Source organism: Nitrospirillum goiasense, assembly GCF_034427435.1.
GTDB lineage: Bacteria > Pseudomonadota > Alphaproteobacteria > Azospirillales > Azospirillaceae > Nitrospirillum.
Genome location: NZ_JAXQNP010000004.1, coordinates 680494 through 701679, shown reverse-complemented (window position 1 = coordinate 701679; position 21186 = coordinate 680494). Strand labels below are relative to the sequence as shown.

At 67.2% G+C, this 21186-nt stretch carries 14 protein-coding genes; 3 read left to right on the top strand and 11 right to left on the bottom strand.

Translation table 11 applies throughout. The features are described from left to right. The first annotated feature begins 235 nt into the window (after window positions 1-235). Both ULB03_RS24885 and ULB03_RS24880 read left to right on the top strand, forming a co-directional pair. The gene (locus tag ULB03_RS24885) at window positions 236-1885 is read left to right on the top strand and encodes a lactate permease LctP family transporter (RefSeq protein ID WP_322485771.1); all 1650 of its coding nucleotides are present in this window, start codon (window positions 236-238) and stop codon (window positions 1883-1885) included. Between the two features lie 545 nt (window positions 1886-2430). Next, window positions 2431-3582, top strand: a complete 1152-nt coding sequence (locus ULB03_RS24880) for a hypothetical protein (protein WP_322485770.1) — start codon at window positions 2431-2433, stop codon at window positions 3580-3582. An 86-nt stretch (window positions 3583-3668) separates the two neighbouring features. Here the strand turns inward: ULB03_RS24880 and ULB03_RS24875 are convergent, their stop codons facing one another. The 9 genes from ULB03_RS24875 to ULB03_RS24835 form a co-directional block, all read right to left on the bottom strand. Further along, window positions 3669-4244 (bottom strand): histidine phosphatase family protein, encoded by a 576-nt coding sequence (locus tag ULB03_RS24875; protein ID WP_322485769.1) that lies wholly within the window; start codon window positions 4242-4244, stop codon window positions 3669-3671. Between the two features lie 182 nt (window positions 4245-4426). Continuing rightward, window positions 4427-5347 (bottom strand): DUF6602 domain-containing protein, encoded by a 921-nt coding sequence (locus tag ULB03_RS24870; RefSeq protein WP_322485768.1) that lies wholly within the window; start codon window positions 5345-5347, stop codon window positions 4427-4429. Window positions 5348-5417: 70 nt separating this feature from the next. Continuing rightward, complete coding sequence (locus tag ULB03_RS24865; RefSeq protein WP_322485767.1) at window positions 5418-6191, bottom strand: FCD domain-containing protein; 774 nt, start codon at window positions 6189-6191, stop codon at window positions 5418-5420. Between the two features lie 228 nt (window positions 6192-6419). Continuing rightward, complete coding sequence (locus tag ULB03_RS24860) at window positions 6420-7166, bottom strand: energy transducer TonB (RefSeq protein ID WP_322485766.1); 747 nt, start codon at window positions 7164-7166, stop codon at window positions 6420-6422. 9 nt (window positions 7167-7175) lie between these two features. Next, window positions 7176-7601, bottom strand: coding sequence for a TonB system transport protein ExbD (gene exbD, locus ULB03_RS24855; protein ID WP_322485765.1), 426 nt, complete (start codon window positions 7599-7601; stop codon window positions 7176-7178). Between the two features lie 3 nt (window positions 7602-7604). After that, window positions 7605-8462: a tonB-system energizer ExbB gene (exbB, locus tag ULB03_RS24850; protein ID WP_322485764.1), complete on the bottom strand. Its 858-nt coding sequence runs from the start codon at window positions 8460-8462 to the stop codon at window positions 7605-7607. A gap of 68 nt (window positions 8463-8530) precedes the next feature. After that, the gene (locus ULB03_RS24845) at window positions 8531-9799 is read right to left on the bottom strand and encodes a PepSY-associated TM helix domain-containing protein (protein ID WP_322485763.1); all 1269 of its coding nucleotides are present in this window, start codon (window positions 9797-9799) and stop codon (window positions 8531-8533) included. Between the two features lie 4 nt (window positions 9800-9803). Further along, window positions 9804-10484, bottom strand: coding sequence for a Fe2+-dependent dioxygenase (locus ULB03_RS24840; RefSeq protein WP_322485762.1), 681 nt, complete (start codon window positions 10482-10484; stop codon window positions 9804-9806). A 37-nt stretch (window positions 10485-10521) separates the two neighbouring features. Further along, window positions 10522-12753 (bottom strand): TonB-dependent receptor, encoded by a 2232-nt coding sequence (locus ULB03_RS24835; RefSeq protein WP_322485761.1) that lies wholly within the window; start codon window positions 12751-12753, stop codon window positions 10522-10524. A 357-nt stretch (window positions 12754-13110) separates the two neighbouring features. Here ULB03_RS24835 and ULB03_RS24830 point away from each other — a divergent pair, with 357 nt between their 5' ends. Then, window positions 13111-13821, top strand: coding sequence for a hemerythrin domain-containing protein (locus tag ULB03_RS24830; protein WP_322485760.1), 711 nt, complete (start codon window positions 13111-13113; stop codon window positions 13819-13821). 79 nt (window positions 13822-13900) lie between these two features. Here ULB03_RS24830 and ULB03_RS24825 read toward each other — a convergent pair whose 3' ends face one another. Both ULB03_RS24825 and ULB03_RS24820 read right to left on the bottom strand, forming a co-directional pair. Then, complete coding sequence (locus ULB03_RS24825) at window positions 13901-14542, bottom strand: GLUG motif-containing protein (RefSeq protein ID WP_322485759.1); 642 nt, start codon at window positions 14540-14542, stop codon at window positions 13901-13903. A 224-nt stretch (window positions 14543-14766) separates the two neighbouring features. Further along, on the bottom strand, window positions 14767-16482 hold the full coding sequence (locus tag ULB03_RS24820; RefSeq protein WP_322485758.1) for a thiamine pyrophosphate-dependent enzyme: 1716 nt from the start codon (window positions 16480-16482) through the stop codon (window positions 14767-14769). Between the last annotated feature and the right edge of the window lie 4704 nt (window positions 16483-21186).

Sequence of the window (21186 nt, the reverse complement as noted above, 5' to 3'; positions counted from 1 at the left end):
AGCGCCTGAGAAAGATGTGAGGAAGCCGGCGGGCGCCGGCGGCTCGCGATCCCGGGCGCCGGGGCGCCATGCCAGGTCATCACCGTCCATGAGCGGGGCGGTGGCGTACCGGCGTGGGATGATGCCACCCCCGGCCCTGACGGTCCGCACCCATCCTGCCCGCCCGGTCGTGCCCATGCGGCGCGCCGCCCCGTTCGGGCGGCCGGCCGATCCGACAAACAACAGGGGGAAGGCTATGCAGCCTTGGGTCCAGGTCTACGACCCGTTTGGGAACATGGTGGTGTCCGCGCTGGTCGCGGTGGTGCCCATCGTTTTCTTCTTGGTGGCGCTGGCCGTGTTGCGGCTGAAGGGCTATGTCGCCGGCACGCTGACCGTGCTGATCGCCCTGGTGATCGCCATCGCCGCCTATGGCATGCCGGCCTCGTCGGCCATCGCCGCCGTGGCCTACGGCTTTTTCTACGGCCTGTGGCCCATCGCCTGGATCATCGTGGCCGCCGTCTTCCTGTACAAGATCACGGTGAAGACAGGGCAGTTCGACGTCATCCGCGCCAGCGTCATCTCCATCACCGAGGACCAGCGCCTGCAGATGCTGATGGTGGGCTTCGCCTTCGGCGCCTTCCTGGAGGGGGCGGCCGGCTTCGGCGCCCCGGTGGCCATCACCGCCGCCATCCTGGCCGGGCTGGGCTTCAACCCGCTGTACGCCGCCGGCCTCTGCCTCATCGCCAACACCGCCCCCGTGGCCTTCGGCGCCATGGGCACGCCCATCATCGTCGGCGCCCAGGTCTCGGGCCTGGACGTCTACAAGGTGGCGGCCATGACCGGGCGGCAGTTGCCGGCCCTGTCGGTGTTCGTGCCCTTCTGGCTGGTCTTCATCATGGATGGGTTCAAGGGCGTCAAGGAAACCTGGCCCGCCATCCTGGTGACGGGCGCCAGCTTCGCCGTGGGGCAGTACTTCACCTCCAACCACATCGGGGCGGAACTGCCGGACATCATCTCCGCCCTCATCAGCCTGGTCTGCCTGACCGTGTTCCTGAAGTTCTGGAGGCCCAAGACCGTGTTCCGCTTCAAGGACCAGGAAACGGCGGTGGAGCGGGGCGCCCACGCTTACACCGCCGGCCAGGTGATCAAGGCCTGGTCGCCCTTCCTCATCCTCACCGCCGTCGTGACGATCTGGAGCCTGAAGCCGTTCAAGGCCCTGTTCGCCAAGGGCGGCGCCCTGGTGGACACGGTGTTGCTGGTGGACGTGCCCAGCCTGCACAACATGGTGACCAAGGTGGCGCCCATCGTCGCCAAGGCCACGCCCTATGCCGCGCAGTACAAGCTGGACCTGGTGGCCGCCACCGGCACCGCCATCCTGGTTTCCGCCCTGCTCAGCATGATCGTGCTGCGCTACGGCCCCGGCCGGGCGCTGGCCACCTTCGGCGAAACGGTGGTGGAACTGAAGTGGCCCATGTACACCATCGGCTCCGTCCTGGCCTTCGCCTACATCGCCAACTACTCCGGCCTGTCCGCCACCCTGGCGCTCATGCTGGCGGAGGCGGGCAAGGGCTTCCCCTTCTTCTCCCCCATCCTGGGGTGGCTGGGCGTGTTCCTCACCGGGTCCGACACCTCCAGCAACGCCCTGTTCGGCGCCCTGCAGGCCACGACGGCGCAGCAGATCGGCGTGTCCGACCTGCTGCTGGTCGCCGCCAACAGCAGCGGCGGCGTCACCGGCAAGATGATCTCCCCGCAGAGCATCGCGGTGGCCTGCGCCGCCGTGGGCCTGGTGGGGCGGGAGGCCAACCTGCTGCGCTTCACCCTGAAGCACAGCATCTTCTTCGTCTGCATCGTGGGCGTCATCACCCTGCTGCAGGCCTATGTCTTCACCGGCATGATCCCGCAGTAAGGGCGCGAGCCCGCAGGCATGGTACGACAGCCCCGGCGGGTGACCGCCGGGGCTTTTCTCATGGGTGCGCCAGGGCGGGAAGAGGGCGATGCTCCCGGCCATGGGCCCGGCACCGGCGCCATTTCTAAAAGCGAAGATTTCATTCGTTTTTGAGTATTCCCCGCTGAAAGGGCGCCATTCTGATCTTTTATGATAAATGGCAAATACTAAATACTTTATCACGTAAAGAGTGTATATAACCATCCATTACCGCGACGCCTCCGGGACACCCGCTTCGGTTTGCGCCGGCACCATCGCCATTGCCACCCAATAGGGTTGGGCCGTTGGCACGGCCCCCCGCATTTGGTTCTCAACGCGCCGTCCTCGTGATGCCGCAACCCGTTGTCATGCCACTTTTCAGATAAAGGGGAATTCAGATGAGCTCGCTTAAAACACCCGCCATCATCCATAATATAGTGAAAATGGAAGATTTTAATAAAAGCGGCATCCATGTGAAACCGACGATCGGTGACGGGAAAACCCTCTGTAAGGGCAGGAATTTCCAGGTGGATACCGGATCATCCGGCATAGTGGTCGGACTGGATGATTTCCACCTTAAGGGATATGAGGAGCTGGACGGCAAGTATCCGTGCTTCGGCGTCTACACGATGCATTATTATCCCAGCACCATTTCCCATACCGGAAAGTGGTATTATATGCCCGTGTCCTTCCCCGGCACGGATTCCTCCGCCACGCCGGTCGCCGTCACCATTGAGTCCCATGCCATGGTCCTGGTGTGCCCGGGGTCGGTCGGCATGATGGGGGTTTCCGCCAAGGGGGAGAACCCGGCCTTCAACGTGTTCCTCCAGGCGTCGATGTCGGCCCCAGGCTATGCCACGGTTCCCCTGGACCCGGGCTATACGCTGTTCCGCGAACGCGTGCTGCTGGGCACGACGACCTCTAACATGAAGGGGTATATCGGCTCGTCCCTGACCATGGTGTCCCCGCCCCCATTGCCGACGCCGACCAACGATGTGACGTTCACCCCGCCGTTCCCCTCCAGCCCCACCAGCCGGGATGGGCAGCCGCAGGACACCGCCTGCTGGACGGTGCCACCCGCCACCTTGCAGATCACCCCGCCGGGTGTGCCTCCCGGTGCCCTCATCGCCCCCGACTCCGCCTCCGCCCCCGCTTATCCGCTCTGCTTCGAATTGGACACCGGCATCAACCAAGTGCTGATCGCCATGCCCAATGACGTCATGTTGCCGACCGGAAACCCGCTGCCGCCGACCGCCCTGGGCCAATACAACGCCGGCGCCGGCCAGTGGTTCTTCGCGCCCGGCACCACGCTGTCGGTCACCTTCCCGGCCGGGGCCTCCTCGTCCGACGGCATCAGTTATGAATGGACGGTGGGCGTGGCGCCGACGGCGGGGGAGGCGGGTCCCACGGGGCCGACCCTGTACATGGGCCCGCCGACCTACACCTCCACCATGCCGCAACCCCAGGGGCCGACCAAGCTGCCGCCGCTTTCCGGGAACTTTCCGCCCGAGCTGCTGCCCCCCGGCTTAAAGCCGGCGCCGGAACACCACACCGCCGCCGCGCAGCCGCAGCAGAACAACAACTTCCCCCGCGTCAATGTCGGGCGCTGCCCCCTGAACAGCTGGAGCTATATGTTCGACGCCCAGAACGGCTTCATCGGTTTCAAGGCGATCGGCTGATCGACCCTGGTGGCCCGGGGCGGGAAAGACGCCCCGGGCCTACCGGCCAGGCCACCCCGGAGGCGCGGGCCAAAGGGCGCCCGCCGTCACAGGGGCGTGTCGCTGTCACCGGCCAGCAGGCGGGGATACATCTCCTTGAAGGCGAAGCCGTCACTTTTGCCGCCCTTGCCGCCGTCCTTGCGCTTGAAGCGCAGCACGACGTCGAAGCGGTCCTCCGGCCAGACCGTGGGCGGCTTGCCCCGGCGGACGGGCAGCAGGGGGATGATGCTCTCCACGATGGCCTGGTGTTCCCAGCACACCAGCACCACGCCGGACAGGGTCAGCAGCTCCTTGACCAAGTCGGCCTCCTGCCCTTTGCCATAGGTGGTGTTGGGCCCCTCCAGCCCCAGCCGCGCCGCCAGCGGCGTGGCCGTCTCGAACGGCCGCTTGCTGGGCCCCTTGTTCGCCACCGTGCCGGGGGTGGCGGCATAGACCGCCTGCGGCGTGTCATAATCCTTGTCCAGCCCCGCCCCGAACAGCGCCGCCCAAGCCCCCGCCCGCTGCCAGCCGCGGATGACCAGGGACTCCTTGTCCTTCGCGCCCTCCAGGGTCAGGCCAGGACCGGGCCAGTCACCCTCGGGCTTTTCGGCGTGGCGTATGAAGTAGATGGTCAGTTTGCTCATGGATGGGCTCCTGTATTTTGTTATTTAAACAAATGATGGAAATGGCAATATTAAATAAATATATAAATTGATATCGTGATATTATTTCGTGTGGGCAATTTTTAAAAAAAATTAATACTAAAAATATTTCTAGCTCTGAATTTTTTTAAGTTTTAAAGAATTTTTCCGCAAATTACGGCAATCTATTGTTTCATGTTTGGTGTGTTTGTATCGATTATTTCTAAATCCGCAATAGCTTTTTCTTGGTATTGTCGTAGTATTTCATTGCGTCTAGCTGGTTCATTTTCGTGGGTTATGGAAGTTATGTAACTAATGGCCATTTGAAATTCCTTATTGTCTTTTTTCCAGTCAAATCCCGGGTGCCCAGTCATGGCTCTAAAATGCATTAGGTGTACGAGAATATAGCGAAATAACATATCAAGGCTATTTTCCCCTGCATCGACTGCAGACGCAGCAATATGCGTTCCTTCGCTTTTGGGCCCGCCGAATCCCTGAAGCATTAGTGTTGTCCACGGCTGTATGTTGTCAATCTTCCCAGCTAGAGTTATAACCCCTTTATCTAATATCATTATCACATCAATATGGTAACCTATCCCAAATTCGACTATCATTTCCCGGTAGTGTTCCAAAATCTTATTAAGCTTTAATGGCGTATCGAATGCAAATAAGCAGAACATCGTCTGGGTAGTAACAAATGAAGATGTTTCTGAATAAGCCGTTTTTGCTAGAGATTTTACTGATCTGGCATGTTCAAATGCTTCTCTTAATTTTTGCTTATCTATCTTCGCCTTCACTTCAATAACAACTGCCGCATTATCGCTCGGGATAATTGACGCGGAATTTGATGCCCTATATGATGGACAATTTAAGGAGTCATAAATTATTATATCTGATTGTTTTGATGTTTGATCGAGCTGGTCAATGATAATGCCACCAGCAACGTCAAATCTTTTAGGTATCTTTTCCTTAAAGAAATTTTTCACAACTTCCTCTAATTCGCTACCTCGCAATCCATTGTGAGGAACTGCTTTTGCCTCAACAAAGTCTGCGCGTAACTTTTTTGCAGCCAGTCTGAATAGTTCATTGCGGGTAATCTTCGACATTTTTAATGCCTATTATTTTGTTTTAATTGCGAAATGAGAAGAAAATTTAAAGATATATCAACTGATGTATTTATTTTTCCGCCACGATATCCCCACCCGCAATCCTCCTCAACGACGCTTCCAGCCTAGCATCCGCGCGCGAAATTTCAACCAGAGCGTCACGGATGAAGTTGATGTGCGCCTCCGCCGCCGCGCGGGCTGACGCCGGGTCGCCCTTCATGATGGCGTCGTAAAGGGCGCGGTGCTGGCTCAGTAGCAGTTGGCGCACGCCGGTGCGCTGGTACAGCTTGGCGCGGTTGAAGAACACGTCCTGGCGCAGCATCTCGGACAGGGCGCGCATGATGTGCAGGATGACGACGTTGTGGGTGGCCTCGTAGACCGCCAGGTGGAAATCGGCGTCGGCGTCCGCCTCCTCCTTGGCCACATCCAGGCCGTGGGCGGCCTCCATGGCCTCGAACCGGGATTGGATTTGGGCGCGGTCCACGTCGGTGGCGCGCAGGGCAGCGTAGTAGGCGGCCGCCCCCTCCACCTCCGTACGGAACTCCAGGTAGTCCAGGGTGGTCTCGGGCCGGGCGGCCAGCACGGCGTGCAGCGGCTCGGTGAAGGTGGGGCCCAGCAGGGGGGCGACGAAGGTGGCGCCGCCCCGGCCGCTTTGCAGCAGGCCGCGCTGTTCCAGTTTCTCCAGCGCCTCACGCAGGGAGGGGCGGGAGACGTTGAAGCGCACGGCCAGTTCCCGCTCGGGCAGCAGCTTCTCGCCGGGGCGCAGGCTGCCCTCCACGATCAACTGTTCCAGATGCTCGGCGATGGTGTCGGCCAGCTTGGCCGGGCGGATGCTGTCTTTCATGTCCCGTATGCCATGGTCCCCTCTGCCATGGCCCCGTCCGCCATGGTCCTGGGCACCCGCCGGCGGGCGGCCGGGTGCTCCGGTCAAAATAATTGACCAGCGCCCCGGCGCCGCGCAACGGAAATGACGCCGCCTCCGCCCATGGTCGGGGCGGGGCGGCCGTGCCGATTCAACCGCTTGTGTTTTCCGCGCAGTCCGTCCGGTGCCGGGACGCCGCCGCCGGACGCGTCAGTTCAGCGAGAACTCCACCGGCACCACCAGTTCCAGGGTGGTCCCCGGGCGGTCGTCCGGCATGGCGGGCAGGGGATCGGCGCGGCGCACCAGGGCCAGCGTCTCCTCATCCAGCAGGGCGGCGCCGGCGCTGCGGTCCAGCGACGCGGCCAGCACATGGCCGGAGCGGTCGATGGTGAAGCGCAGCAGGGCGGTGCCGGTCTGGTGCCGCTGGCGCGCCTGTACGGGATAGCGCTTGAAGCGGTAGAGCTGCGCCATCACCCGGCCCTCATAGGTGTCCGGCCCCTTGGAGGGCGGTACGGGTGGCGCCGGCGGGGCCGGCGGTGCGGCGGTCTGCACCGCCGTGCTGGGCGGCGGCTCGGGTTGCGGCGTCGCAACCTCAGCGGGCTGGGGGGGTGCCGGCGTCGGCGGCAGGGCGATGGGCTTCACCGCCACCGGCTTGGGCGGCGTCGGCTTGGGGGGCGCCGGTTTGGGCGGCTCGGGCTTGGGCGGTTCCGGCTTCGGTGGTTCCGGCGGGGGCGGGGCCGGCGGCGGCAGGTCGATCTGCATCGCCGGCGGCGGGGGCGGCACCTCCTGCGTCGACCGGGCCATCAGCCAGGGCAGGGCCAGCGCGTGGGCGGCCAGCACCACGGCCAGGCTGCCGCCCCAGACCAGGCGGCGGTTGCCGCCGGCCGGGTCCGCGTCCACTGGGCCATAAGGGGCCGTTTCCCGGGGGGCCAGGTTGTCGGAAGAAGGGTGCGCCATCGCCATGGCTCAGGGCGCCCCGCCGCCATCCAGGCCGACCAGCGACACCTTCAGGTATCCGGCGCTGCGCAGGCTGTTCATCACCGCCGTCAGGTCGCCATAGGACACGGCGCGGTCGGCGCTGAGGGTGATGCGCTCCTCCTTGTCGCCGCCCGTGGCCTGGTCCAGGGCGGGGCCCAGGGCGTCGCGCGCGACGTCGCCGCCGTCCAGCGCCAGGGTCAGGTCGGCGCGGATGGTCAGGGTCACGGGCTTTTCCGGATGCGGCCGGGGCGGCGCGTTGGAGGAGGGCAGGTCCACCGGCACGTCCACGGTGGCCAGGGGGGCGGCCACCATGAAGATGATCAGCAGCACCAGCATCACGTCGATGAAGGGCGTGACGTTGATCTCGTGGGTTTCGGCCAGCTCATCGCCGCCGTGGGACAGACGGGCGGCCATGGCTCACTCCGCCGCGCGGCTGCGGACGCGGGGCAGGGCGCTCTGGACGCCGGCCTGTTCCCGGTCCGCCTCTTCCCGGTCCAGGTCGCGGCTGACCAGGCGCAGCACGGCGGCCGACACGTCGGCCAGCAGCACGCGGTACCCATCCACCTTGCGGGCGAAGACGTTGTAGACCACCACCGCCGGGATGGCCGCCACCAGGCCGGTGGCCGTGGCCAGCAGCGCCTCGGCGATGCCGGGGGCCACCACCGCCAGGCTGGTGGTCTGCGTCTTCGAAATGCCGATGAAGCTGTTCATGATGCCCCACACCGTGCCGAACAGGCCGACGAAGGGGGCGGTGGCGCCGATGGTGGCCAGGATGCCGGTGCCGCGCACGATGGCGCGGCGGGCCTTGGCCTCCAGCCGCTCCAGCCGCAGGATCACGCGCTCCTTCACGCCCTCCGCCGGCAGGCCCTCGGACAGCGCGCGCTCCGCCGTCGCCGCGCGGGCGAAGGCTTGGGCCAGGGCGTCGCCCGCGCCGGTCAGTTGGCTGGCCGCCACGTCCAGGCTGACGGCATCGTCCAGCTTGTCCAGCGAGCCTTGCAGGCGGCCGCGCGCGGCGCGCAGCTCCAGGCCCTTGGCCAGCAGGATGGTCCAGGTGACGACGGACGCGGCCAGCAGGCCCAGGATGACCGCCTTCACCACGCCGTCGGCGTTCATGAACATGCCCATGGCCGACAGGTCGTGCGGCACCGCCGCCGCCACGCGGGCGGCCCCGTCCGGGGCGCTTTGGGCCAGCGCGCCCGTGGCGGCCAGGCACAGCGCCGCCGTCAGGCCGGCGGCCGCCCGCTTCAGCGCCCGCTTAAGCAAGGTGTTTGCCATGATGATCGTGCCCCTTTTCAAGGACGCGGCGCCCCTGGCCGCGCGTGTCGTGTGTCGGTTGCTCATGCTCATTCCGCGGCGGATTGCAGGATGGCGGCGGCCCGCGCCGCCCCGGCCTTGCGGTTCCGCCGCTTGATCCACCACATGGAGGTGCCGGTGATGGCGAACAGCAGGGGCAGCAGCCCGCTCAGCGCCACCAGGACGCGATAGAGGGAGCCCAGCCCCTCACCCTCGTGCAGGGGGCGCATCCAGCCGGTGACCTTGTTGCCGGCGGGCTGGGCGGACGGGTCGCGCACCTCCACCACCTGGCGGGCCCAGGGGTCGACCATCAGGGTGACGGTGCTGGTCATGGCGCCGCCGGGCGGGGCCAGCACCACGCGGATGGCCTGGTCCGGGCTTTGCGGCAGGCTGGCGGAGCGCAGCGCCAGGCCGGGCCGGGGAGAAGCCGCCAGGGCGATGGCCACGGCCTCATCCACGCCGGCGGGCTCCCCGCCCTCCTGCGGTGTGACCTTGGGCACGGCGAAGCCTTGGGTCTGCGCCGCCATGGGCAGCAGCGATCCCACGCCGGCGGCGATGGTCTGGGGGAAGGCGATGGCCACGCCGGTGACGCTGACCACCAGGAAGACGACCAGGCCCCAGATGCCCACGGCGCCGTGCAATTCGCGGTGGAAGCGGGCGCCCTTGGCCGCCTTGCGCACGATGAAGGCCTGGCGCCACTGGCCGGGCCGGGGCCACCACAGCACCAGGCCGGTGAGGCCCAGCGCCGACATGACGATGCCCAGGTAGCCCACCAGGTCGCGGCCGCTGCGGTCCTGGATGAGCAGGTTGCCGTGCAGGCGGTGGAACCAGCCGATGGTGGCGTCGAGGCCGGGGGTGCGCACCACCGCCAGGGTGACGGGGTCGATGTGGACGCTGATGCCCGGCATCCCGCCGCCGGGGCCCTGCGGACCCCGCTGCGGTCCGCCCTGGGCCGGGCCATTCTGGGAAGGGCCATTCTGGGAGGGGCCGCGCGCCTCGCCGGCGGGCCGCCCGCCGCCATCGCCGTTGGGCCCGCGGCGCGGAGCCTGGAAGCGCACGGTGGCCGTGCCGCCCGGTTCGGTGGCGGCGGTATAGGTGGCCGGCTTGGCGCCGGGCGGGGCCACGGCCGCGGCGGCGGCCACCACCTCGGCCACGCTGTGCGCGGCGCCAGTATCGGCCGTCGCCGCCGGCGACGGGGTGAACAGCCCGCGCAATTCAGGCTCCAGCACCAGCACGGTGCCCGACAGCCCCAATGCCAAAAGGGGCAGGCCCAGGATCAGGCCCACCCACAGGTGCAGGAAACGCAGCGTCTTCATCATGGCGTCAGGCCTCCGCCCAGCGGCGCAGCAGGTTGTGATAGATGCCGGTCAGGCGCACCACCGCCGGCTGGCCGGCAGCCTCGCGGTTCAAATCCTGGATGGTCGTGTCCAGATCGAACAGCAGGGTGCGTTCGCCATCGTCGCGCACCATGCTCTGCATCCAGAAGAACGAGGCGATGCGGGCGCCCCGTGTCACCGGCGCCACCCGGTGCAGGCTGGTGGACGGGTACAGCACCATGTCCCCGGCCGGCAGCTTCACCTCATGCTCACCATAGGTGTCCTCCACCAGCAGTTCCCCGCCGTCGTATTCCTCGGGATCGGCCAGGAACAGGGTGGCGGACAGGTCGGTGCGCACCCGGTGCGGCGTGCCGGGGATCTGGCGGATGGCGTTGTCCACATGGATGCCGAAGGACTGGCCCCCGGCATAGCGGTTGAACAGCGGCGGGAACACCTTCAGCGGCAGGGCCGCCGACAGGAACAGGGCGTTCTTTTCCAACGCCGCCAGGATCATGTCGCCCATGGCCCGGGCCGCCGGATGCTCGGCCGGGATCTGGGCGTTGTTCTTGGTCATGGCCGACTGGTGGCCGGCCGTGACGCGGCCGTCCACCCAGTCGGCGGTTTCCATCTGTCGGCGGCACCAGGCCACTTGCTCCACAGTCAGGACGCCGGGGATATGAAGAAGCATGGTGCCGCCTTGGAGGATTCTTGAGTTAAGAGGTTGATCAGAAAGCGACGTTCAGGGTGACCTGCGCCGTCCGCCCCTCGCCCGGGACAAGGTGGGCGGGGTGGATCTGGTCGATGTAGTCCCGGTCCAGCAGGTTGGTGATGTTGGCCTGGATGCTGATCTTTTCCGTGATGTCGTACTTGGCCATGGCGCTGAAGGTCCAATAGCCGGGCACGGTGTTGATCAGGTTGGTGGCCGCCACCGGGCTGGAGCTGCCCACCCGCTGCGACACCGCGTTGGCGCCGCCGCCGATCTGCAGGTCGTGGGTCAGCTGATAGGTGGACCACAGGCTGAAGGTGTGGTGCGGCACGTTGGCCAGGGCGCGGCCCACCTGGCTGTACGTGGTCGACTTGATGACCCAGCCGTCCATGTAGGCGTAGCTGCTGCTGACCTGCCAGGCGTCGGTGATGTGGCCGGTCACCTCGATCTCGGCGCCCTGCACCTTCTGGTCGCCGCCCAGGACGTTCAGGGTGGAGTTGTTGGGGTCGGTGACGCGGGCGTTGTCCTTTTCCGTCTGGAACAGGGCGGCGCGGACGCTCAGGGCGTCATGCAGCAGGTCGACCTTGCCGCCGACCTCATAGGTCTTGTTGCTTTCCGGGTCGAGGTTGGCCGTGGCGGCGGACAGCGACAGCTGCTCGGCCGACGGGTTGAACGAGGTGCCGAAGCTGGCGTAGACGCTGCTTTCCGGCGTGGGCTTGAACACCAGGGCGGCGCGGCCGGACGGCAGGCTGTCGGTGCGGGAGAAGGCGGCGGCCGGGGCCACGGTCTGCTTGTAATCCGTGTCCAGGTGGTCGTAGCGGATGCCGCCGACCAGCGACCATTGCTCGCTGAACTTGATGGTGTCGATGGCGAACACCGCCACCGTGTCCACGGTGGTGCTGACGCGGGACGAGATGGTGGGCGTGCCGGCGAAGGCCTGGTACTCGTTCGGGTTCAGCAGGGTGGTGGTGGGCACCCCGCTCCAGGTGGTGCGCGTCGGGTCCGAGGTTTCACGCGACAGCTCCACGCCCGCCACCAGGTGGTGCTCCAGGAAGCCGGTGTTGAACCGGGCCGAGGCCGTGGCCTGGTCGTCCAGGGTGGTTTCCACGCTGCGCGCCGTGATGGCGTTGCGCTTGATGGCCACGCCCGACAGTGGGCCGACCGTGGCCGGCGTCACGTTGGCGTTCACCAACTGCGGCTCGGTGATGCGGACGTTGCGGTAGTAATTGCCGTAGCGGAACTGGTTTTCCAGGGTGATACCGGACGTCAGGTCGTGCTGCACGTCGGCGGTCACGACATTGGCGTCAGTCTTCAGGTAATCGCTCTGGAAACCGTAGTAGGTGCGGTAATCCACCGGCGCCGGCTTGCCCAGCAGGAAGGGGATGCCATAGTCCGGCCGGTCGTTCTCGGACTGGTGCAGATAGCTGATGGTGACGCGGGTGGGCGTGCCGATGCCAAACGATACGGAGGGGGCGAAGCCATAGCGTTCGTTCTTGGCGCCGTCGCGGCCGGTGACGAAGCTGCTGGTGCCCATGGCGTTCATGCGCACGGCCGTGGTGGCGTCCAGCGCCCGGTCCACGTCGGCCGTCAGGCGCTTCATGCCATCGGTGCCCAGGGTGGCGGTGCCGGCGGTGATGGATTCCAGCGTGGGCGTCTTGCTCACCTGGTTGATGGTGCCGCCGGTGGAGCCGCGGCCGAACATGGCGCTGTCCGGGCCCTTCAGCACCTCGGCCGACTGGTAGTTGAAGCTGTCGCGGTAATAGCTGCCGAAATCGCGCAGGCCGTCCAGGAAGATGTCGGAGCGGGCGCTGAAGCCGCGCAGGGTCAGGCTGTCGCCCTGGGCACCGCCTTCACCCGCCGCCAGGCTGATGCCGGCGACGTTGCGCAGGGCGTCGCGCAGGGTGGTGACGCCCTGGTCCTTCATCTCTTGGCTGGAGATGACGCTGACCGACTGCGGGGTGTCCAGCAGCTTTTCCGTCAGCTTCACGTTGGCCGACCGTTCGGTGCGGTAATCCGGCGCCGCGGCGGCGTCCTGGTCCTGCACCGACAGGGTGGGCAATTGGACGGTGCCGCCCTGCTGCTGCGCCGGGGCGGCTTGGGACGTCTGGGCGGCGGCGGTCTGCGCCTGCGCGTCCAGCGAAAGAAGGGTGCCGCCCGCCAGGCCGACGCTGGCCAGGCCCAGGGCGGTGCGCGCCAGCGTGCGGGGCGCCTTGGCCCGGCTGGCGATGATGATGGTACGCTTGCTCGACATTACGGTCCCCACCTTATGCCACGCTTATGATTGGCTCCCGCATGGCACCCATTTCGGGGTCCCGCGGTTATATCGTTCGTTAAGATTGCGAGCGACTCTTATTTGCTGATCAGAGGCCTGTCAACGGTTGCTGAGAGTGATTATCAGAATCCGTTGCAGAAAAACCGCAGGGTGGCTTCATGATGCGGCGACACGCGGCAGAGGCGCTTTGGTCGCCAAATCATTCGCCACTTCCTTCCCGGGAAGGTGTGGAACCATGGCCGGCAAGCGATGTTCTGCGGCGTATCGTCGTCTGCGTGCGGTGCCTGTGCGCAGGGTGGGCCCGCCGGCGCGGGCTTCAGCGAAGGGAAGGTGCCCATGAATACCCCGGATCAGAGCCGCCGCACTTTCCTGCACCTCGGTTCCGGCGGCATGGTTGCAGCCACGGGCTTGGCCTTGACCGGGTGCGGGGGCGAGAAGGATGTCGGTGCTGTCGAGGATTTGATGCGGGAACACGGCATCCTGCGCCGCGCCCTGTTCGCCTATACCGAGGCCACCACCCGGCTACGGGATGGTGCGGCACTGGTGGATGCCGGGGCGCTCCGCCGCGCGGCGATGCTGTTCCGCACGTTCGGCGAGGATTACCACGAGCGCCTGTTGGAGGAGGCCCATATCTTCCCGGCGATCCGCAAGCTCCAGGGTCCGGTGGCCGCCTATGCGGACGTGCTGACGGCGCAGCACCAGCGCGGGCGGGAGATCACGGACTATATCCTGGGCGTGACCGGCAGGGGGACGATCGGCGTAGCCGAGCGGGAACCGATGGCGCGCGCCATGGAAACCCTGGTCCACATGTACCGGGTCCATGCCGCCCATGAGGACACCGTGGTCTTCACGGCCTGGAAACAGGCCCTATCGGGGCACGAACTGGAGGAGATGGGGGATAAGTTCGAGGAGATCGAGCACCAGCAATTCGGCAAGGACGGGTTTGACGACGCGGCCCACCAGATCGCGGACATCGAACAGGCCTTGGGATTGGCCGACATCGCCCAGTTCACGGCACCGGTGATCACGGCACCCGCCCCTGCCTGACGGCGTTTTATCGCCGTGGCCTGGGAAGGGCCGGCCCCTTGCCCGATGAGCCGGCCCTTCAAGGGATTTTGCCGCTGGTTCAGAACCCGGTGCCCCCGATCTGGGCGGTGGAGCCGCCGACGATGGTGCCGGTGGTCATAGTGCCCGTGCCGGCGCTGTTGACGATGGTGCCGCTGGTGTGTTGGTAGCCGATCAGCAGGCCGGCGTAGTAGGGCGGGTCGCTGGTCAGGATGTCGCTGACACTGCCGCTGTTCACCACCGTGCCGCTGTTGTTGCCAATGAGGCCGCCGACGATGCTCAGGCCCGAGATGCTGCCGCTGCTGCGGCTGTCGGTGACCGTGCCGTTGTTGGTGCCCACCAGGCCACCGACGGCGTTGTCGGCCTGGGCGTTGACGGCGCCGGTGGCGTAGCTGTGGCTGATCAGGCCGTTGTTGGTGCCCACCAGGCCGCCGATGGCGCCGCTTTCCGGCGCATTGAAGACGTCGCCGGTGGCATAGCTGTTCGTGATGGTGCCGCTGTTGGAACCGACCAGCCCGCCCAGACCATAGCTGCCGTAGCCGCTGTCCCTGATGGCGCCGGTGGCGTAGCTGTTGCTGACCAGGCCCAGGTTCTGCCCCACCAGCCCGCCGACATAGACGCCGGCATAGCCGGGGAAGGTGGTGACGCCGGCGACCGTGTCGCTGATGGTGCCGGTGGCGGGCTGACGCGGGGAGGGCGCCACAGGGTTCCAGGCCGGACAGGCGCGCGTGCGGCGACCGCGCTGGTGTAAGCAGCGTGGTCGGAAATCGGGTCGTCTTTCAAAGAAGGCGCGGGTGGGCGCGGCTGGTGGCGGTGGCCTTGTTTACGGCGTTGCTCCCTGCCTGCGATAGTAGGTGCTGCGCCACCGGCCGGCCTGTGACCAACCGGTGGCAATCAACCTTTGGGTGCGTCGGTGCTCGATTCAGGTCAGGGGCGCATCGCCCCCTCGAGCAGCTCGAACACCTCGCTTCCCCGGCCGGCCAGGATACCCTTGACGGAATAGAGGGCGGTGCCCATCACCTGGGCCATTTCCACCTTGGGGGGCATCACCAGTTCATAGCGGTCGACCTTCACATCCAGCAGGGCGGGGCCGGGGGTCGCCAGCCAGTCGCGCACAGCGTTGTCCAGCCCCTGTGGCCGTTCCACGCGGCGCCCCCAGAGGCCCATCGCCTCCGCTACCCGCGCGAAGTCCGGGTTCTTCAGGTCGGTGTAGGCGTCCAACAGGCCCTCGACCTTCTGTTCCAGTTCCACGAAGCCCAGGGAACCGTTGTTGTACACCACCACCTTGATGGGCAGGTTTTCCTGCACCGAGGTCAGCAGGTCGCCCATCAGCATGGACAGGCCCCCGTCACCGGACAGGGAGATGACCTGGCGGTTGGGGAAGGCGGCTTGGGCGCCCAAGGCCTGGGGCATGGCGTTGGCCATGGTGCCATGACAGAGGCTGACGACGGTGCGGTTTTGCCCGGTGGCGGGCACATGACGCAGGCACCACACCATGGGTGATCCGCCATCGGCGGTGAAAACCGCATCGGTATTGGCGTGGCGGGCCACCGTTTCCGTCAAGTATTGCGGGTGGATGGTGGCGCCGTCGCCTGCCACGGCCCGTTTCTCCAGCTTGGCATCGGCCTTGGCGGCATGGTCCAGCGCCGCGTTCAGGAAGGTTCTATCCTCTCGGGGGGCCAGGCGCGGCAGCAGGGCGTCCAGCGTGGTCCGCACGTCACCCACAACGCCCAGGTCCACGGGATGGCGGCGACCCAGGTGGGTGCCATCGATATCCACCTGGATGATGGTCGCCTTGTGCGGATAGTATTGCCGCCAGGCGAAGTCGCAGCCCAGCAGCAACAGGGTGTCGCAGTCCATCAGCGCCTGATAGCCGCCGGCTGTGCCGAAGATGCCGGTCATGCCCACATCATAGGGGTTGGCCGGCTCCAGGAAATCCTTGGCACGGGAGGTGCGTGCCACCGGCGCCTGCAACCGTTCCGCTAACGCAACGACCTGGTCATGCGCGTCCTCGCATCCCGCGCCGCCATAGATGGCGATCTTGCCGCCGGCGTTCAAAAGCTCAGCCATGCGGTCCAGCTCGGCGTCGCTGGGGCGGACCACGGGCCGGGGGTGGTGGGCGGCGAAGGCGGGTTCATCGGGCGCGTCGGCGCTGGAGACGTCCACAGGCACGATCAGCACGGCCACGCCCCGCTTGGTCAGGGCGGCCTGCGCCGCCATGGCCGTCATGCGCCGCGCCTGGGTGGGGGTGCGGATCTCCTCGCAAAAGACGCTGGCCACGCTGTACACGGCCTTGAAGTCCACCTCCTGCGGGAAGTCGAAACCCAATTCGTCGCGGGTGATCTGGCTGGCGATCAGGACCACGGGCGCGCGGTTGCGGTGGCTTTCGTACAGGCCGTTGATGAAATGCAGGCCGCCGGGCCCGCACGATCCGGCGCACAAGGCCAGCTCACCCGTCAGCAGCGCGTCGGCCCCCGCTGCCATGGCGCCCGCCTCCTCATGCCGCACATGGATCCAGCGCATGTCGCTGCGACGGATGGCGTCGGTGATATGGTTCAGGGTATCCCCGGCCACGCCGTAACAGCGCCGGGCGCCGGCGGCGGCCAGGGTTTCGACGATGATGTCGGCGACGGTTGCGCTCATTGGTCCCTCCTGCTGCTGTGGCGGGGGAGGAACACCCGAGGCGCGCGCGAGGGTCCCCGGGCGCGGCGAAATGTCCGGGCTCTTCGAAAATGCCAGGAAAAAGCCCCGCCGGATCGCTCCGGCGGGGCTTGGTTCCGATCAGGATGACCGGGCTCAGAAGTTCCAGCTGGCGCGCAGGACGCCGCCGTGGCTCTGGTAATCGCGGCGGTATTCGCCGTTGTATTCCAGGCGCAGGCTGAAGTTGTCGCTCTGCTGCAAGGTGGTGCCGAGGTTGACGGCCAGGCCGTCGGTGTTGACCCGGCCGGTGGTGCTGGCGAAGGCGACGCCGGCCAGCACGCCCGTGGTGGGGATGGGGGCATCGCGGAAGTCGTGCACCCAGGCCACCCGCAGGTCGGGCAGCAGCGTGCCGAAGCCCGTGTTCCACTGCGTGTCCACCTTCACGCCCAGCTCCTGCGTCAGGGCGTTGGTGCCCAGCGTGTCCACCTTCAGGTTGGCCGGACCCGCGTCGTGTTCCTGGTAGGCATGGTTCACCAGGCGCACGAAGCGCAGGCTGTACTGCGGCGTGAAGGTGAACGCCCCCTGCTGCGGCAGGTCATAGCCCACCGTCACCTTGCCCAGGTACTGCTCGCCGCCATAGTTGGCGTTGGCGCGGGCGCCCAGGAAGGCGATGTCGCGGCGCTGGTCGAAGTGGTTGTAGCCGAAGCCCACCTGGCCCTCGACCGACAGCTTCTGGTCGGCGAAGTCCGGACGCCAGACGCTGTAGGCGGTCAGCTGGTAACTGCCCACCCGCGTCAGGCTGCCGGCCATGACGCCCTGGCCGACCGAGGCGCTGTTGATCCAGCTGAAGGCCAGGCCGGCCATGACCTCATCGCTGGCGAACCAGTCGGCGCCCAGCACCACGCCGGAGCTGCTGGCGCGGTAGCCCGCGGCCTCCGTCGTCGTGCCGCGCAGCACGCCGGCGCCCACGACCTCGCCCCAGATCACGCCCTCGCGCCCGTTGGAGCCGGCGGCGGCACCCTTCTCGCTGCCGTCCATCAGGCTGGCCACCGTCTCCTGGTGCTGGCTGATGGCCGTGGTGGTGGGCGTGACCGAGGTAGCCGTCAGCTGCGGCGTCAGCTGGCTGGGCGACAGCTGCGCCACCGCCACCTGCTTGGCCGCCGGCGTCAGGGTGGCCAAGGGCGCCAGCACCTGCTGCTGGAAGGCCGCCACCTGGGCGTTGGTGGTGATGCTGCTGCTGGCCAGCGCCGCGATCTGGTCCAGGGCCGAGCCCGTGCCCACCGCGGCACCACCCTGGGCGGTGCCCACCGCCGTGTAGTTGGTGGCGGTGCCCGCCACCTTCACCACCAGGTCCGTGTTGCTCCCCACCGTCACCACGTCGCTGGTCACGGTGTAGCCGGTGGCGCTGAAGCTGACGCCGCTGAGGCTCAGCCCGTTGCCCGCCGCCGCGATGGTGTAGGTGCCGGCCTGCAGGGCGTTGCCGCCCGCCCCCTGCAGCGTCACCGACCCGCCCGTCAGGCTGGCGCTGCCGCTGATCACCAGGTTGCCGTAGCTGGTCTGCGACGTGGCCCCGATCACCAGGCCGCCGGCCGTCTGGCTGTAGCCGCCGGTGATGTTCACAGCGCTGGTCACCAGCAGGGTGGCCCCGCTGTTGACCACGCTGTGGCCGCTCACGTTGACCGCGTCGGCCAGCCGCACCGCGCCGCTGGTGAAGCGCAGGTTGGACAGGCGGTTGTCGATGGTGCCGCCGGTGAACACGCCCGGCGCCGTGGTCGTGGCAGCGCCCGTGACCACCAGGTCGTTGGCGCTGAGGTTCACCACATTGCCGCTGATGGTGCCGCTGTTGGCCAAGGCGCCCAGCGTGCCGGTCGAGGCGATGTACAGCGCCGTGGCGCCGCCGGTGGTGTTGGCCAGCGTGCCGGTGACCGCCAGGCTGGCCAGGCTGGCGCCGATGTAGTCGTTGCCCGCCGCCGCCAGCAGGTTGCTGCCGCTGGTCAGCGCGGTGGCCGACAGGCCGGTGATGCCGCTGGTGACCGTGGCGCCGGTGTAGGTGGAGCCGGTGCCGCCCTGGATCAGGGTGACGCTGTCGCCCACCAGATAGTTGGCGGTGCCCGTCAGGCCGGCGTCGACCACGCCGCCCGTCACATTGGCAGCATTGCTGACGGTCAGGACATGGCCGCCCGTGGCCAGCGTGCCGCCGCTCTGGGCGAAGTTGCCCGTGATGCCGACATTGCTGGCCAGGGTCAGGCTGGCGCCGGCGTTGCTGACCGTGTGCGTCGCCACATTGAGGGCATCGCCCAGGCTGATGGCGCCGCTGGCGAACACCACGTTGCTGGCGGTGTTGGTGATGGTGCCGCCGGTGAAGCGGCCTACCGTGCCGTTGCCACCGGTAATCGTCAGATCCCGTGCCGACTGGTTGACCACGTTGCCGATGAGGACACCGCTGTTGGCCAGGCTGCCCAGGGTGCCGGTGCTGGCGATGTACAGCGCCGTGGCGCCGCCGGCGGTATTGGCCAGCGTGCCGGTGACGTTCAGCGTGTTCAGGCTGGCGCCGATGTAGTCGTTGCCCGCGACCGCCAGCAGGCTGGTGCCGCTGGTGGCCCCGGTGGCGTCCAGGCCGGTCAGGCCGCTGGTGACCACGGCCCCGGTGTAGGACGAGCCCGCCCCACCCTGGATCATGGTCACGCTGTCGCCGACGAAATAGTTGCCGGCGCCGCCGATCCCGGCATTGACCGTGCCGCCGCTGACCAGCGCCGGGCCGCTGACCGTCAGCACATGGCCGCCCACGGCCAGGCTGCCCGCGCTCTGGGCGTAGGTGCCGTTGACACCCACATCCGTGGTCAGGGCCAGGGCCGCCCCGATGTTGCTGACCGTGTGCGTGCCGCCCACGTCGATCTGGTCGCCCAGGGCGACCGCACCCGAGGCGAACACCACGTTGGCACCGGTGTTGCGGATGGTGCCGCCGCTGAAGCTGCCCACCACCGTGCCGCTGCCACCGGTAATCGTCAGATCCCGCGCCGACTGGTTGACCACGTTGCCGCTGACGGCGCCGCTGTTGGCCAGGCTGCCCAGGGTGCCGGTGCTGGCGATGTACAGTGCCGTGGCGCCGCCCGCCGTGTTGGCCAGCGTGCCGGTGACGGCGAGGGTGGCCAGGCTGGCGCCGATGTAGTCGTTGCCCGCCACGGCCAGCAGGGTGCTGCCGCTGGTGCTGCCGGTGGCGTCCAGGCCGGTCAGACCGCTGGTCACGGTGGCGCCGGTATAGGTGGAGCCAGTGCCGCCCCGGATCAGGGTGACGCTGTCGCCCACCAGGTAGTTGGCGGTGCCCGCCAGGCCGGCATTGACCACGCCGCCCGTCACCTGCGCCGCGTCGCTGACGCTCAGGACATGGCCGGCCACGGCCAAGGTGCCGGCCGTCTGGCTGTAGGCGCCGCTGATGCTGACGTCGCTGGCCAGGGTCAGGCTGGCGCCGCTGTTGCTGACGGTGTGGCCGGTGGCGTCGATGGCGTCGGCCAGGCTGACGGCCCCCGACGCGAAGGCCAGGTTGCTCAGGCTGTTGCGGATGGTGCCGCCCGAGAAGCTGCCCACCGCGCCGTTGCTGCCGCCCACGATCACCAGGTCATTGGCGCTGTTGTTGACCACGTTGCCGATGATGGCACCGCTGTTGGCCAGGGTGCCCAGGCTGCCGGCGCTGGTGATCAGCACCGCCGTGGCGGCGTTGATGGTGCCGGTGTTGCTGAGCGTGCCCAGGGTGCCGCCGACATAGTCGCTGAGCAGGGTCAGCAGCAGGTCGGTGGCGGCACCGTTGGCGCCGGTGCCCAGGGTGGCGCTGAAGCCGCTGGCGGCGGCGGTCAGGCCGCTGGTGCTCAGGGCGCCGCCCACCTCGGCGATGGTGTAGCTCTGGCCGGCGATGAGGTTGCTGCCCGACAGCGCCGTGACCGCCACGGTGCCGCCGGTGAAGGCGGCGTCGCCGCTGACCAACAGCTCACCCGCCGTGCCGCTGCCGATGCCCATGGCAAGGGTGCCAGCCGACTGGCTGTAGTTGCCCGTCACGCTGATGACGTTGGTCAGCAGCACGTTGGCGCCGCTGTTCACCAGCGTGCCCGTGCCGACGTTGACCTGGTCGTTCAGCAACAGAGTGCCGCTGGCCAGGGTGACGTTGGCACCGGTGCTGGTGAGGGTGCCGATGGCGCCGTTGCTGCCCGTCAGGGTGCCCACCACCGTGCCGTTGCCGCCAGTGAAGACCAGGGCGTTGGCGCTGGTGTTGACCACGTTGCCGGCGATGACGCCGCTGTTGGCGATGGTGCCGATGCTGCCCTGGTTGTACAGGGCGGTGACGCCGGCGATGGTGCCGCTGTTGCTGACCGCCCCGATGGTGGCGCCGCTGGTGTTGCGCAGGGCCCGGCCGGTGACGGTGTCAGTGGCGCTGATGACGCCGCTGTTGTCGACGCTGCCGATGCTGCCGCTGTTGAACAGACCGTAGGCGACGCTGCTGATGCTGCCCTGGTTGGTCAGGACGCCGATGCTGCCGGCGTTGTTCAGGCCGGCGGCCTGGGCCGAGGGCGCGTCCTTCAGCAGGCCGGTGTTGACCACCGTGCCGATGGTGCCTTGGTTGTACAGGCCGATCAGGCCCGTGGCCGTGCCGCTGTTGCTGACCAGGCCCACCGTGCCGCGGTTGCGGATGCCGTACTGGGCGCCGTCCAGCAGGCC

Coding starts and splice junctions, on each gene's coding strand:
- ULB03_RS24885 (WP_322485771.1), top strand. CDS start 236: ATGCAGCCTTGGGTCCAGGTCTACGACCCGTTTGGGAACATGGTGGTG.
- ULB03_RS24875 (WP_322485769.1), bottom strand. CDS start 4,244: ATGAGCAAACTGACCATCTACTTCATACGCCACGCCGAAAAGCCCGAG.
- ULB03_RS24870 (WP_322485768.1), bottom strand. CDS start 5,347: ATGTCGAAGATTACCCGCAATGAACTATTCAGACTGGCTGCAAAAAAG.
- ULB03_RS24865 (WP_322485767.1), bottom strand. CDS start 6,191: ATGAAAGACAGCATCCGCCCGGCCAAGCTGGCCGACACCATCGCCGAG.
- ULB03_RS24860 (WP_322485766.1), bottom strand. CDS start 7,166: ATGGCGCACCCTTCTTCCGACAACCTGGCCCCCCGGGAAACGGCCCCT.
- exbD (WP_322485765.1), bottom strand. CDS start 7,601: ATGGCCGCCCGTCTGTCCCACGGCGGCGATGAGCTGGCCGAAACCCAC.
- exbB (WP_322485764.1), bottom strand. CDS start 8,462: ATGGCAAACACCTTGCTTAAGCGGGCGCTGAAGCGGGCGGCCGCCGGC.
- ULB03_RS24845 (WP_322485763.1), bottom strand. CDS start 9,799: ATGATGAAGACGCTGCGTTTCCTGCACCTGTGGGTGGGCCTGATCCTG.
- ULB03_RS24840 (WP_322485762.1), bottom strand. CDS start 10,484: ATGCTTCTTCATATCCCCGGCGTCCTGACTGTGGAGCAAGTGGCCTGG.
- ULB03_RS24835 (WP_322485761.1), bottom strand. CDS start 12,753: ATGTCGAGCAAGCGTACCATCATCATCGCCAGCCGGGCCAAGGCGCCC.
- ULB03_RS24830 (WP_322485760.1), top strand. CDS start 13,111: ATGAATACCCCGGATCAGAGCCGCCGCACTTTCCTGCACCTCGGTTCC.
- ULB03_RS24820 (WP_322485758.1), bottom strand. CDS start 16,482: ATGAGCGCAACCGTCGCCGACATCATCGTCGAAACCCTGGCCGCCGCC.